Origin of the sequence: Proteus sp. LHD240705 (assembly GCF_047921555.1) — a bacterium.
Lineage (GTDB): Bacteria > Pseudomonadota > Gammaproteobacteria > Enterobacterales > Enterobacteriaceae > Proteus.
Map to the genome: position 1 here is coordinate 702,367 of NZ_JBLRMI010000001.1, position 14,945 is coordinate 717,311.

Genomic DNA, 14,945 nt, shown 5'->3' on the forward strand with positions numbered 1-14,945 from the left:
AATACCCCAACCGAGGCTTTATTATGAGTTTCTACGCTACTATCATTCTCGCCCTTGCCCTTTCTATGGACGCATTTGCTGTTGCTGTCTGTAAAGGAGCCACATTACACAAACCTCGTTTTCGCGAAGCACTCCGCACTGGATTTATATTCGGTATTATTGAAGCCAGCACACCCGTTATTGGTTGGGCGATAGGCTTATATACTAGCCAATATATTATTCAATGGGATCACTGGGTTGCCTTTGGATTACTGTTTGTTCTTGGTAGCCGGATGATTTACCAAAGCTTAAAACGTGGCGATGATTGTCCTTGTGAAGAAGAAGCCCCACAACGTCACGGCTCACTGTCTTTAATCGCCACAGGTATTGCTACAAGCCTTGATGCAATGGCAATTGGTGTCGGTTTAGCGTTCCTTCAAGTCAATATTGTTCATACCGCAATGACGATTGGTATGATGACCATGATCATGGCTACGCTGGGTATGCTAATTGGGCGCTACATTGGCCCAGTACTTGGAAAAAAAGCAGAAATTATTGGCGGGATCGTATTAATTGCTATCGGCTTTAATATTGTATTCGAACACTTAGAATTATTTATGTACGCCAAATAATCGCTAATAAAGCATATTAAAAAGCTTAGGTTTGAAATATCACGACCTAAGCTTTTTTATTAACTTAATAAAATATTGTTATTTCACATTATTAAGCATGACGTTGATAGACTCGAATTAAAAAGTCTGTTTCACATTCAAAGTTTTTACTTTCCGCTAATGTCTGTTTTACTTCTTCGCTTGCACGCCATGCAAACGGCGTCATTTGTAATAAATCAAAAGCCTGCTTACCGTTTAAATTCATCATATAAGCAACCTGATGTTCAGACACTTTATTAAATCCATCAAAATGTTCTTCTTTTAATGGATGAAGATGTACTTCTGAATAAATCAGTGCTTTTAACTGATAAAGGTGACGAGGGGCTGGTGTAACAGTAATAATATAACCATTGTGCACAATGACTCTTGCTAATTCATCACTGTTACAGGGGGCGTAAATACGCACAACCGCATTTAAAGAAGCATCACAAAAAGGTAAACGTTGACTTGAAGCTACACAAAAATGAATGGATGAATAACGTTTAGCTGCATATTTAATTGCAACCTTAGAAACATCTAAGCCATAAACTTGTGAATTATGTAATTTTAGATTTTGATAAAATTGATTGGTGTAATAACCTTCACCACAACCAATATCCAATACAACACTGTTATCTTCAGGCAATAATGTTTGTATTAACTCAGCCACTTTATCTCGCATTGGCTGGTAAAAACCTGCATCTAAAAACTCACGGCGTGCGTTAATCATTTCAGCACTATCACCAGGCTCTTTTGAGCGTTTAAATTGCACTGGCAACAAATTGACATACCCTTCTTTAGCACAATCAAATTGATGATTATTTTCACAAACCCAACTGTGAGCTTGAAGAGAAAGCGCCTGATAACATAATGGACATTGATAAGACATAGTAATATTTTTGTATAACCCAGAATAGAATTGGGAGAGATAATAACATACCTCTCCCAATCTTGCGGAAAACCTTACTCTTTATTTTTAATCTTAAGTCATGCTTTCTATGCTGAGTAGCTTACTAAGCACAACTTATAGGCGAATTAAGTTCGTTTTAGTTTTTCAGTGTTAGCGATAAATAACGCAATAACTAACAACAATATTGCACCTGATTGAATTAGCGTATCAACGGAGTCTTTATGCTCAACAATAATGAGTCGTACTATTGCTGTTATTCCGATATAAATAAAATACCTTAATGGGAAATGCCCACCAGATAAAAAATACTTAACAATAAGTGCAATAAACTCAAAATAAAGAAAGTAGATCAAAATACCTTCTAATAATTGATAAGACGACTCTTCTGCACCTAAATTAAATAATAATGAAGCAATTACATATGTTTCTTTGATAAGAAAACTGACCAATACAATCGCTAAAATAAGTAACCCAATATTAAGCACCCACTGTAATATAGTGGCAATACATTTCAGTAAGTCTTCGCTTGATTTTCTCATATAAACTATAACCTAGTGGGATCATTCCGTGATGTGTAAAAACAATAAAAGATCTATTAGACAATTTTACTAAATTTTAATGGATTTACGCATTCACCACACCATTTTTTTATCTTTTAGAGCCAAAAAACCAAGAATAATGATGCAATAATCGCAATATTTACTTTTAAATTTCAACTTGTAAGCCGATTTACTTATACTTAATTTAAGGGCTAATTTATTGAAAAGGCACACTATGGCTAACAAATACCTCGTTGCAATTGATTTATTAGAAGATAGCAGAATTCAGCGCATGATCGAAGATATTCACTTCCTAGCTAGGAAACCAGAAAATTATTTCCATTTCATTACAGTTATGCCTAATTTGCGCTCTTTAGAAGCTTATGGGCTTAATTGTGACAGCTCGTCGGTCATTGAGAAAAAGCAACAAGCTTTAGTTTTATTGACTGAAAAATTAGAGCAATGCGTAAAACAACAATTTAACTTACCCAAAGAGCAATACCAATGCCATGCCGTTATTGGTACGCCTAATTATAATATTCTAGAGTTAGCAGATAAAATTGATGCAGATACCATTATTATTGGTTCAAGTTCACGCAATAAACGTAATATTTTACTGGGTTCAACAGCGGATTATATTGTAAACAATACGTCGCGTTCAGTAATGGTTATCCGCAAATAAAATCACCAAAACACTTTCCTTTTGGCAATAAAGTTATATTATTTATTGCCAATAAGTATTCGACTATTCTCTTCATTATAAATAGCACTAAATGCACTTTAATTTTTTTGTTTCAATAGCTTATTTTGTTAGAATGCAAACCAAAAAAACAAAAATTTCGTCTCTTTCAATAGACTTCGTTCTATTAAATACTACTCAAAAGATAAAGATTGTCCTGCATTGAAATCTTTCGCATTAAGATATTTTCGCCCTAATACCCCAGTGCAATGGCATCCATACACATCAATATTTTCATCTATGGCTTTTTTAGCACGCTGTAAATCAAATGGTGTTGCACAACGTAAATGCAATCCCCCGACAATCGCTTGAATTTGGTTATTTCCGGTTATTTTTTTCGCGTGCTCAATGATAGATTCAATACCAGAATGACTACAACCAGTGATAATCACTAGGCCTTTTTTTCCTTGCCAAACAAGAAAACTATCATCAAGAACATAATCATCTTCTTCACCTGATTCATGAATAATAACACCATAGCGTTTATTCACTTGACGTTGAGTCACTTGTCCCGAATAGATAAAACTTTTTTCGATTACTAACGGTGCTTGTGTTAATTCAAAAGAAAACTGCGCTTCGAGTTTTGCTCGATCAAATAAAGGTGCTAAACGTTTAAATTTAATATTTTTATTACCTAAAAAAAGGGCTGAATAGCGAACAGAAAATAAATGAGGATGGGCGATAATTCGTGGTTTATGGGTGAAAAAATCTGCTGACAAATGTGTAAGTCCACCAAAATGATCATAATGCCCATGAGACACAACAATCGTTTTCAATGTGGTTAAATCAATACCCATTTTTTTTGCATTTGAAATAAAGGTAAGGTCTTTTCCAGTATCAAAGAGAATTTTAGCTTGGCACTCATCATCTTCTACAATAATGATAAACCAGGATAATGGTTAAGTTCAGGATTAATCGATTTGTTTTCTAGTAATGCGGTGATCGTTAACATAGGGATTTTTTAATTATTATCAGGAGATAACGTAATAGTAATTAAAAAAAGAATTTGTTCCAAATATAAAAGCTGCTGATTTGTGCGATTGCTTTACCTTTTTAATCGCATAATCGCTGTTACGTGTGAACAAAACATAACAGCGATATCACTAAACTCTGCAAATATTCTTATTTTTCACTTATAAACACATTAGAGTTATCTTACGGCTCTATTATCTTACTACCATAACAGAACGTTTTGCATAACGTGTAATATCTGCGGCGGTTGAACCGATATGATAAGAATCATCTTCAGGATTATGCGAACCAATCACAATTAAATCCGCATTCACCTCATCAGCAATCTGCAATATTGCATCTCGTGGTGTACCAATACAAATGTGAGTTTGCATTCTGTCATCAGGTAAATCAAAACGTTCGATTATTTTTTTAAGCTCTTTTTCCGCTGACGTTTTTAAGCATCCTTGATCTAATTGATCGCCATTCATAACAAGTCGATAATAAGAAGATTGTGGAAGTTTAGGTAACACATACAAAAAGTGAACATAAGGATCTTCATTTTTTGCAATATTTTCCACTAACGGAATTGCTTTGTTCATCAGGTTATCTTCATCAATATCAATGGGAACCAAAATATTCTTATACATACCGTCTCCTTTTATTTTAATTGTAGGATAGTGTATTTTTAAAAAATTGCCGGATATAGTTAACATATTCTAAAAATATTTTAACTCACTTGAATGACACCTAATTTTTAATTAAAAAAATAGCCCTATCATGGATTGATAAGGCTATACATTTAATAAAAAAAGAATGCGTAATTTATTTTTCTATTGCCATTTTTTGTTTACGTTTTTTAACGTACTGATAGCCAATTGCTAATGCAATAAACCATAATGGAGTCACACTTAATGCTTGGCGAGTATCATGTTCAAAAGCGAGTAGCAACGTCATAAATGCAAAAAATGCAAGACACAGCCACGACATAATAATTCCCAAAGGCATTTTATAGATAGACTTTTCATGCAATTGTGGGCGTTTTTTACGATATGCCAAATAAGAGCATAAAATCATACTCCAAATAAACATAAATAATAACGCAGAGACTGTTGTTACCAAGGTAAATACGTGCATAACATCAGGAATAAAGTAGATTAATATAATTCCACATGACAAACATAAGCTAGTAAATAACAGTCCATTGGCAGGTACTGCACGTTTAGATAATTGGCTAAACTGTTTTGGTGCTTCGCCTTCTTTAGATAAACCGAATAACATTCGGCTTGTGGAAAATATCCCACTATTTGCAGAAGAGGCTGCTGCCGTTAATACCACGAAGTTTACTAAACTTGCAGCTGCGGGTATTCCTATCATAACGAATAACTCAACAAATGGGCTTTTATCCGCCAAAATAGAACGCCATGGAGTTACCGACATGATAATTGCTAATGCTAATACGTAAAAAGTAATAATACGGATAGGAATAGCATTGATAGCTTTCGGCAAGGATTTTTCTGGATCACGAGTTTCTGCAGCCGCAGTCCCGACTAATTCAATCCCAACAAACGCAAAAATAGCAATTTGGAATCCAGCAAAAAATCCACTTAACCCTTTAGGGAACATTCCCCCATCATTCCAAATATTCTCTAGTGCTGCTGTATGTCCTGCTGGCGATTCAAACCCAATACTGATAAGAACAATACCAACAATAATTAAAGAGACAATTGCGGTTATTTTTATCATGGAGAACCAAAATTCCATTTCTCCGAAGAGTTTGACTGTTGCTAAATTTAAAATAAGCAATGTCAGCACACAAATAAAGGATGTTCCCCATTCAGGAAAATTAGGAGCCCAATAACTAATATAGGACGTTATAGCGACGATATCGGCAATACCCGTAATGACCCAGCAAAACCAATAAGTCCAGCCGACAAAAAAACCAGCCCACGGCCCTAATAAATCACCAGCAAAATCACTAAATGACTTATATTCTAAATTTGATAACAACAGCTCGCCCATCGCTCTCATCACAAAGAACAAGACAAAGCCAATTATCATATAAACAAAAATAATTGATGGTCCAGCTAACGAAATGGTTTTCCCTGATCCCATAAATAGACCAGTACCGATAGCACCACCAATAGCAATTAATTGAATATGACGATTTGTTAGCCCGCGCTGTAGAGTGGCATTTTTCACTCTAGCGGGAGGAGAAATTTCTGTTTGATCTTCCATACAATACCTGAAGTGTTTTCATATTTTCGATGTTGTTTTTACCGCTATTTTATTTTTTGACGCGGTAATATGTTTGCGAAATTATTGTGACACAAATCTCAGTATAAGTAATGAAAAGATCACTTTTAGTAAAATGAATGATGCTTTGATAACCAGATAAGATCCTTTCTTTAATTTAATCGGCGATATTTTATCCATTTAAAAAAAAATCAAAATAAGCACTTGACCATCGCATTTGAGAGGAGAATAATCAGCGCATCGGGTTGTTAGCTCAGTCGGTAGAGCAGTTGACTCTTAATCAATTGGTCGGGAGTTCGAGCCTCCCACAACCCACCAATTTTAAGCTGATAAATCAGACATTTATGCCACTTAGAAATAAGTGGCTTTTTTGTATCTGGAAGAAAGTGGCGACAAAATGGCGCATTTATCTTAATCTAGAAACTCAAAATAATACGGTAATTAAAAAATAACATTGGCTTATATTTCATTCAATTTTTATAATTAATGAGACTAATTAAAACAAACAATTAGTCTAATTTAATTACATAATCCAATACAAACCACCAGCAAATCTACTTTATCTCTTTTTTATCTTTAAATTCGCCACCAAAATCATCAATAAGAATATAGCTAATTTGGTTTATTTGACTGTTTTCTAATGTAACTTGTTGTTTTGAAAATGGCGCTATCATAGGAATGAGAATATTAGGATTATTTTCGCCAGATGCTGATTTAATGGTGACATAAAAAGGTGTCGGATTTTCAATTGTTAACTGTTTATCTGATCTCGTAAAAACAAGAGCGCTACTGACATCGGAAATCACCATAATTAAATCATCAGGGCGATAGAATACTTTTACTTGTAATCTGACAACGACATTAATTAAACCTTCATCATATTTTTTGTTCTCAGGCTTAGGCATGATTTCATATAAATTAAGCCAGTAAAGTGTCTCTTTCTCTTTATCTGTATTGGTAAATTTATTAATTACTCGTACTCGTTGTGATTCACTCGGTTTTAATTGTAATACTGGCGGTAATGATAAAGCGGAAACATCAGTTATGGTTTCTGGAGTATTTTCTGGATTACCATCATCCACCCATGTTTGAACCACCACAGGAAACTCACCATCATTCTTTATATTTAAGGATGCTTCTCTGTCTGAGTGATAAAGGATCACTCTTGACCCCTCTAATGCTAAATTCGCTTTGGCGATAAACGAAAAACACAGTAACAGAATAAAAATACTGATCCTTTTCATATTTATTGCACCTGTATAATTACTTGTAATGTCGCATTAAATTTACCAGCAGTTATTTTCTCTCTCGGTAACGCTTCTAATGAGGCATATAATGTTTTAGTTAAATCGGCAATACCATTATTATATGAGACTGAACTAGCATCATCATAAATAGGATACCAACCATAACCCTCACCTTGCCCTTCATTAGCTAATGTTGATAACAAGTTTAATGGCATACCTGATGGGCGATATATTCTTACACCAACCCCTTTCGCCATATTTGAGTCAGTACCATAATCGTCTGTCACTAAATGGGTAATTGCGGCACCATTAGGTACTGTTAATCCTAATTCAATTGCCTTGTTAACATTTGTAGGTCTAGGTAAAAATCCCATTGCAGTTTGCCCTGCTCCCGTTCCGCTGGAAATATTACTCATGCCATCGTTCGCAGGTGGTGCTAATTGACAATAAAAATCAATAGTAATAGGTAAAGTCACTTTTTTGCCACTTGCTAACTCATTAATAGTGACCAATGGGAATGAAACATAAGGCGTAACATTTCGTACAAAACAAGTAGACGCATTACGAATATAAATACGACGAGACATATTTACAGCAGCAGGCCAATAAGCATAAAAGCCATGATAATTTGTAGCGTGATCTGTACCATCTTTTAATAAATAAGAGAAGTTAGAGCTTTGAAAAGCGATATAACCTGCTGGTTGGTTAATAAACGTAATTAGCCCGCTACTTGATTGTGCGGGTGGCATATCACTTGTTCTTTCATAGTTAATCTTAAATAACTCTACTTCCATATTAGAGAAGTCTTTTGCTTTTACTAAGATCCACCCTTTGCTATCTCTTTCTAAATTTGTTAATGGTCGCGATTTCCAATAGCGGCTATAATATTCACCCGTAATAGTATTTTTAATACGGATACCTAATCCTCTTGCAAGACTAATATATGTTTCTTGTAATCCTAAAGCTGGATTAACTAAATTTTTGCCACCATAGTTATAATCACCATTCGTTGAATAAAACTCTCTTAACTTTCCTTCCTCATCGGCTGTGCAACGAAATAATATTTGTTCAGGATCATAAACTTCATAACCCGCCTCAAAAAAAGAGACAAAGCCACTCGCCACTAATGTACCCGGAATTTGAAACTGATCGTTATTAACATTAATTACTTTAGGCGTACTTCCCATTGATCCTGAATCATCCCGCGCGCCTTGCCAATTTTTCGCTGAACCTTTACCAGGCTCAGTATAAAGTACACTATTGGGATTCGTCGTCGTGGTTGTTATTTTATAACATGTTGCCGAAGCTAAATAAGGAAATAGCATCAACGCTAATAAAATAGAGAACTGACAAGAAAGTAAACAGCGATTTAATTTCATAAGCATTGACCTGATAATAAAATGAGTTTATCGGCTTCTTTTTCTTCTGGTATTGAGTAATCGATTTGGCAGCTATCTTCATCTTTACCGACGGTCAGTGTCCCTTTTTTATTTTCAACCCTGACATAAATCTGGTTACTTTGCCCCACCATGCCAACAATGTGCTTATCTTTATCATAAACATTTTCACCTAATGCCAATGGACTTTCAGGCTTAACCGAAATCAATACAGGATATCCGACTTGGGTTTTAAAAACGATTTTGGTACTTGAACCTGAATACGGTGCTATTTGTTTAGTATTTTCCAGTAGCTCAATATTATTATTTCTAATATTTTTCCCATCCAAACTAACATTGTTATATTGATAAGGAACAAGGGAAGGCACAATAGCATAACCAAAAGGATCAATGCGTGCCCCCATACCATTACTCACACTCGCACCACTTGCACCTTTTGCTTCCACTAAAGCAAAAGAATCACTAATACGAGGCCCTAATGTTACCCCGCCACTGTGTGCAACTAAGGCACCTTGAATACCCACACTGCCTTGAGTGTAATGTTTACCATTAGAGATACTGCCTGATAACGTAGTAAAAGGAAGCTGTTTAATTAAATGCAAACCACTGCCCACCGCTCTATTTTGTGTGTCGTAATCTGCATTTACACTATAAGAAAGTGTTTTATCTTCCCCTAAAAGTCCTGATAAATTCGTTTGGTAACTTGAATCATCACTAGAATGACTAGAAGATAATGATAGCATTGGTGAATAATCAGAGCGTCCTAATGGCATAGAAACAGATAACATCACCATATCTTCCGATATCGGATCGGTTGTTATTGATGTAAAAGTATTATTTGCCATCATTTGCCCCGTTTTTTGGCGGCTATAAGCGAGGCTATAAGCAATATCTTTATAGGTATTGGAATAACCGATTTGATACTGGGCATCATGTCCTTTATTACCATAATAATTACTGATAGAGCCTGAAATATAAAGTTGCCCCCACTTATCAAGAGACTGATTAACACTCAGTGTAAACTGGCTTTCTTGATTATAACTATTGGAATTCCATTCCATGTCATTGCTTGCACTTTTTCTCAATCCCAAGACATCATTATATTCGCGGAAATTCTCTGTTGAATATTTATAACCTGCGAGTGTAATAACGGTATTGGTTGGGCTAAAAGTACGGCTATAACTAATACCTAATCGTCCACCTTGATAATTATTACCGCCGACTTCAGCATTTGAAAAGGCCGAATTAAAACCTATCGCCCCTAATTTTGTAGCAATAACAGAGCCGACAAATACTGCCTGATATTGATGACCTACACGCATCCCTGTATTTAGCGTTACCGTATTATTCACACCATATTGCAAAGCGATATCTGAAAAATAACTATTTTCTGAACCAAAGTTATTCACTTCACCCGCAGTAAAGTTATATTTAAAGCGACCAGCCCTTACTGACTCAGGTAATGCGGTAAATGGCACTGTAAAAGAAGAAACTTTGCCATTACTTTCGTGGATTTCGACTAATAAATCCCCTTCATAACTGGTTGGATAAAGGTCGTTTATTTCAAATTGTCCAGGTGATACCGTTGTTTGATAAATTTCAGTACCGTTTTGTTTTATCACTACACGGGCGGTAGTCGTCGCAATACCACGAATAACAGGTGCATAGCCTTTTTGAGAATCTGGCAACATTCTTTCATCAGACATTAATTGAATACCTTTAAATGCCAGACTTGAAAATTGTGCGCCTGTTGTATAAATATCGCCGACAACTAACATTGACTTTAATGTCAGTAATGGTTTTTGTAGATAAGTTCTTATCCAATTAAAGTCACTATTACTTCCCGATTTTGATGAATTATAAGAGTAAGATGCTTGTTGACGAAATTGCCAAGTTCCCAGATTTACGCCCATATTGACACTACCAAAACCATAGTCTGAAGTTTGTCCGTTCGATTTATTCTTATAGTAATTACCCGAATAATTGGTGAACAACATGGTGTTGCCCGCATCTAAATCGTCTTCATTGACATAGCCTTGTGGTCTTCGTTTTAATAAGATTTGAGGCACTGCAATCATTATTCTAAAGTTAGAAGCATCAAACGAATCTACAATGTTTGTATTAATTTGGTTTAATACTAAACATTGACTATTATCTTGACTGATCTCGTTATCCAGCAAGATCCCCATTTCATCAATTTGTTGTTGATTAAAACAAGGTGTCACTTTACCTTTATCATTTAGTTGAAAACGCACAGTTTTTCTTTCAAAAAAACGATTATTAATGTAGATGTCAACATCATAATCACCAGGCTCCACATAATTACTATCATGAAGCTGATTAATGTTGATATTATTTTTGCTACCTAATAATAAAGAAGGATCAAATTCATAATCATCAGCAAATGCAGAAGTCATTGATTGAATAAATAGAGAAAATGAGCCGATTAAGAGTACGACTTTTATTCTATTATTTAATTGTGCTGTGCTTTTTTCTATGACTTTCATTTCAATGCCATTTTTATTAATGAATTAAATCTGTCATGCTATTTTGTCCACCTAGATCATTAAGGTATTTATAGGTCATTTTATCGGGTAAAAATGAAAGCTTTCCGCCATTTTCAGCGACTAATATCTCCGTTGATAACGGAGAAACCATAGTTGATTTAAATATAAATTTTTGTCCCGAAGCATTAGTGGCCTCAAGTTGTGCAAATGACACAAAGAAAGGTGAATCATTTTTAACTTTTATATTGCCATTACTTTCTTTTGAGAAAGATATTTGTTTCTCGATATTATTTAGCTGCGAGACAATCGCTGTTGGGCGATAAAATATTTTTAATCGATGATGCACAATAACCGTAAAGCTATTTCCTTCTTTTATATCTTTATTCAAATCTTTAGGTGGGATCTGTGCTACGTTTAAATAGAAAATAGATTCTTTATCTTGTGGTAAACCTTCACCAGTATAAATTAATCGTGCGTCTCTCCCTGTTTTAGGGTCGATACGAAACACGGGGGGTTGAATAACAAAAGGCGCATCTGCATTATCTGGGGTCGAATTAGGATTATTTTTATCCGCCCATATTTGCATAATGTAGGGAATTTCATCGTTATTCATAAACTTTAAAACTTCAAAGCGTGAATCCGATGAATAAACAATACGTGTTTTTAGCATAGTGACACTAGAATATGATGCTGTGCTATAACTTAAGAAAAATACGGCAATTAGCATTATTATTTTTTTCATTACTTATCTTCCTCTTATATAAATAGAAAAATGTCTCCTTTATATAAAGGAGACATATAAGCATTATTGATAAGAGATAGAGTACTGCACACTACCTTCTACTTTACCTGCTGTTGCAACATCATCGGCATAATAACGTACAGCATAATCATAAGATGCTGATTTTTCGTTTGCTTTTAATACTAAACCTTCGTTACCTACACCAGTTAAATCAATTTTGGTACCTGTTTTCGCAGGATCAATAATTTCTAAGCTAACATTGTTATTTGCTGCTGTATTACCAATACGACCTTCTGTTGTCAGATTATTAGCAATAAAAATGGTTTTAATATTTGTATCTGTTGGTTTAGACCCAGTACAACCACTCACTGCGATAGTAAATGGTGTTTGTCCTGCAGTTTTACCTGCTGTGTCTAATGCTGTAACAGGAACAGTAGGTAATAAAACAACAGGAAGTGCAGAATTACCATTAACAGTTACAGTACAAGTTTCATCAGAAACTTCACCTTGGAAACGAATGGTATTATCAGAAGCTGCAAAAGCGGTAGAAGAAAAAACACCTGCTATAACAGTAGCAAGAAGTATTTTATTCATAATAAAACTCTCCGGTAATATATCAAAATAAGACTAGTTTATTGTATTGGTAATATAAAAAGGCGAACATGAAATAAGTTTATTAATAACCTTATTTCATGTTTATTACGTACTAATATTTAAGTATGTATAATTATCAGCTTATTTACTCATAAAATGCAACTAAATTCGCCAAGCATAGATGTTAATACGTATACATTTTTCGATTTTAAGTATATTCTTATAATCTAAATATGACTATTACGTATTTTTGGTAAAATATTTATTAATTTTATTAGGATTAATATTAAAAATTATATTAATCCAGTTCAAATTGATATTTGTCATTTTCAATAAAATAAGAACAATAAATTTATTAATTAAATTTAATAAAACCTTTCCCATTTTTTATTTTATTATTGAAATATTATTTTTTCTTTTAGTGAAATTTAAACCATATTAATTAATTAAGATGTAGTTAATTGATTAACTTTATTTATAATTACCGTATTCGTTATATTGCACTTAACATAACCATGTTTTTTTAATCTACATTTATTAACTTATTAATAAAGTACAGGAATGGCGCTTTAAATAATAGTATTTTTAAATTGTTATTATACCTTTATGTTACCATTTATATATTCCTTTAATATAAACGTAAAACACTCTCAAATTTATTTATTTTCACTTTACTGTAAATGATAGAAATAAAAAGTAGGCTATTTACCTTTTTTAATGATACATCATAATATCCTACTGGAAGAAAAATAATCTCTCCTGCACGATATTGTGGATCATCTGGCTCTAAATTACCGCCAGTTGTATCCTCTCCTGCACCAATAAAAATTTCACCTGATGGACAATGTATGTTTATTTTTACATCTGGATCTTCAATTTTATCGCATAGGTTAATAGTGTAAAAACCATCATTACCCAAACCAATAAATGCGATATTACCTTTGTTCATTTCATTTAACTCATCATCAGGTATGCTCCACCAATCTGCTGTATCTGATTTTCTATGCCGGATCGCTTGTAAATCAAAAATGGCCAGAGTTGCCGTATCAGTCATAAAAGAAAATGCGTTTAACATATTCATGCCCCAAAAAAACAATTCTGATCGTACCAAAATATTTTTCTTACCTTTATGTATTGTTTAATTATATAGGATTTTATCTATACTAGACCTATATTTTATGTACTACTTATACGCTAAATAATTTGCAACAACTTGAATATATGCAAACAAATACTCTAAATAATTCAAGTTACAGCTAGGCGACAAGTGAATGAGTCACTAGGAGCATACATAAGTATGTGACTAGTGTGAATGAACATAGGCAACAACGCTGTAGCTTGAAGTATGACAAATATATACATGGACGGTCTTATGAAATTACAACAACTCCTTATCTCTCTTTCCCTTTATGCGGTATCCTCATTGCCAGCAATCGCTACGTCGACTCAATGTACTGATATTGAAAAACAAACCAATATTGCTAATAGCAATATTATATTGCTCAGTTCTTACAACGGCCCTGTTAAATCAGTCACGATGACAAGCTCTATACCCCATGACGGGCGTTTTAAAGCACTAAAAGGTGAAATTTACTTTGATGAATGTGGAAAGTTATTGAAAGATAGCACATCAATGCAAGAGTACTTTGAAGGTAATGTAGAAACTAATTTAATAAGAACATTACCTAATAATCCTTCTGTTATCCGATATCAATTTCAGATAAAAAATGCCTATGGCTCACACTCTATCTACATGCAAGAAACCTATCATAAAGATGGACAGAACCGGTTCAACAAAAAAATAATTCAATATTATGCAAATGATGGCGCTTTACTGGATACAATCACCAGCCAATTCGACTATAAAGATGGGCGCATTATTAAAGAAACGAGTAAATCGTCTGATCCTACAACTGAGACTATCACAACAGAGTACATCTATAATCCTCAAGGAAAACTACAATCCGTAATAGAAGACGGTAAAATAAATGTAGAGTATCAGTATGATCCAAAAGGAAAAGTCGTTACTCAATCAAACTATATCAAAGGCGTTAATGGAGAAGATAAAGCCTTTATCACTACTTGCCTTGAATGGGACAAATTTGCTAATTGTTCAAAAGAGGAACTTGAAAGTACGATTAAATTTAATGATGAAGTGATTAATTTCAGTAAAGCCATGCTTCATAACGAGTTTATTTACTACGAATAATATTTACATTATATTTTTGTATCAAATTTAAGTTAATAATATAAAAATCAGACTATCAAAAATAGACTGGTTTTTATATTTATTACATATCTTCTTATCTATGGTTAGATACTTCTTCGTGATACTTTCATTAAAAAACAATTTGTGTAAAACTACTTAAATCAATTAATGATGAATATGCTTTATAGCATGTTCTCTTTTAATAAAATTTAAGATGACGCATTA

At 33.8% G+C, this 14,945-nt stretch carries 14 protein-coding genes and 1 tRNA gene; 4 read left to right on the forward strand and 11 right to left on the reverse strand.

Annotated elements, in window-relative coordinates; translation table 11 throughout:
• Positions 1-23 precede the first annotated feature (23 nt).
• A complete protein-coding gene (gene mntP, locus ACNART_RS03265) occupies positions 24-611 on the forward strand; it encodes a manganese efflux pump MntP (RefSeq protein WP_109374204.1) in 588 nt (195 codons plus the stop codon).
• A 91-nt stretch (positions 612-702) separates the two neighbouring features.
• On the opposite strand, the gene rlmA is transcribed toward mntP, so the two are convergent.
• The gene (rlmA, locus tag ACNART_RS03270; protein ID WP_198625736.1) at positions 703-1,518 is read right to left on the reverse strand and encodes a 23S rRNA (guanine(745)-N(1))-methyltransferase; all 816 of its coding nucleotides are present in this window, start codon (positions 1,516-1,518) and stop codon (positions 703-705) included.
• Positions 1,519-1,664: 146 nt separating this feature from the next.
• On the reverse strand, positions 1,665-2,078 hold the full coding sequence (psiE, locus tag ACNART_RS03275; protein WP_023581865.1) for a phosphate-starvation-inducible protein PsiE: 414 nt from the start codon (positions 2,076-2,078) through the stop codon (positions 1,665-1,667).
• 235 nt (positions 2,079-2,313) lie between these two features.
• On the opposite strand from psiE, the gene ACNART_RS03280 reads away from it, so the two are divergent.
• The gene (locus tag ACNART_RS03280; RefSeq protein WP_198621010.1) at positions 2,314-2,760 is read left to right on the forward strand and encodes a universal stress protein; all 447 of its coding nucleotides are present in this window, start codon (positions 2,314-2,316) and stop codon (positions 2,758-2,760) included.
• A gap of 191 nt (positions 2,761-2,951) precedes the next feature.
• Here ACNART_RS03280 and ACNART_RS03285 read toward each other — a convergent pair whose 3' ends face one another.
• The 3 genes from ACNART_RS03285 to cycA all read right to left on the reverse strand — a co-directional run bounded on the left by ACNART_RS03285 (position 2,952) and on the right by cycA (position 6,006).
• Positions 2,952-3,614, reverse strand: coding sequence for an MBL fold metallo-hydrolase (locus tag ACNART_RS03285; protein ID WP_416303433.1), 663 nt, complete (start codon positions 3,612-3,614; stop codon positions 2,952-2,954).
• A gap of 369 nt (positions 3,615-3,983) precedes the next feature.
• On the reverse strand, positions 3,984-4,418 hold the full coding sequence (locus ACNART_RS03290; protein WP_100160390.1) for a universal stress protein: 435 nt from the start codon (positions 4,416-4,418) through the stop codon (positions 3,984-3,986).
• A gap of 175 nt (positions 4,419-4,593) precedes the next feature.
• Positions 4,594-6,006, reverse strand: coding sequence for a D-serine/D-alanine/glycine transporter (gene cycA / locus ACNART_RS03295; RefSeq protein ID WP_198621008.1), 1,413 nt, complete (start codon positions 6,004-6,006; stop codon positions 4,594-4,596).
• 260 nt (positions 6,007-6,266) lie between these two features.
• Between cycA and ACNART_RS03300 the strand changes: the two genes are divergently transcribed.
• A tRNA-Lys gene (locus tag ACNART_RS03300) sits at positions 6,267-6,342 on the forward strand.
• 236 nt (positions 6,343-6,578) lie between these two features.
• Here the strand turns inward: ACNART_RS03300 and ACNART_RS03305 are convergent.
• The 6 genes from ACNART_RS03305 to ACNART_RS03330 form a co-directional block, all read right to left on the reverse strand.
• Complete coding sequence (locus ACNART_RS03305) at positions 6,579-7,268, reverse strand: molecular chaperone (RefSeq protein WP_198632215.1); 690 nt, start codon at positions 7,266-7,268, stop codon at positions 6,579-6,581.
• Positions 7,269-7,270: 2 nt separating this feature from the next.
• Positions 7,271-8,650, reverse strand: coding sequence for a fimbrial protein (locus ACNART_RS03310; RefSeq protein ID WP_349443330.1), 1,380 nt, complete (start codon positions 8,648-8,650; stop codon positions 7,271-7,273).
• Positions 8,647-11,175 (reverse strand): fimbria/pilus outer membrane usher protein, encoded by a 2,529-nt coding sequence (locus ACNART_RS03315; RefSeq protein ID WP_198625738.1) that lies wholly within the window; start codon positions 11,173-11,175, stop codon positions 8,647-8,649. Before ACNART_RS03315 ends, ACNART_RS03310 begins: the two co-directional genes overlap by 4 nt.
• Positions 11,176-11,191: 16 nt before the next feature.
• Positions 11,192-11,917: a molecular chaperone gene (locus ACNART_RS03320; protein WP_198625739.1), complete on the reverse strand. Its 726-nt coding sequence runs from the start codon at positions 11,915-11,917 to the stop codon at positions 11,192-11,194.
• 63 nt (positions 11,918-11,980) lie between these two features.
• Positions 11,981-12,511, reverse strand: a complete 531-nt coding sequence (locus ACNART_RS03325; protein WP_198621004.1) for a fimbrial protein — start codon at positions 12,509-12,511, stop codon at positions 11,981-11,983.
• Positions 12,512-13,139: 628 nt separating this feature from the next.
• Complete coding sequence (locus tag ACNART_RS03330; protein ID WP_232797464.1) at positions 13,140-13,586, reverse strand: DUF6386 family protein; 447 nt, start codon at positions 13,584-13,586, stop codon at positions 13,140-13,142.
• Between the two features lie 297 nt (positions 13,587-13,883).
• Between ACNART_RS03330 and ACNART_RS03335 the strand changes: the two genes are divergently transcribed.
• Positions 13,884-14,720 carry a hypothetical protein gene (locus ACNART_RS03335; RefSeq protein WP_198621002.1) on the forward strand — a complete coding sequence of 279 codons (837 nt, stop codon included), beginning with the start codon at positions 13,884-13,886 and terminating at the stop codon, positions 14,718-14,720.
• Positions 14,721-14,945: the final 225 nt, after the last annotated feature.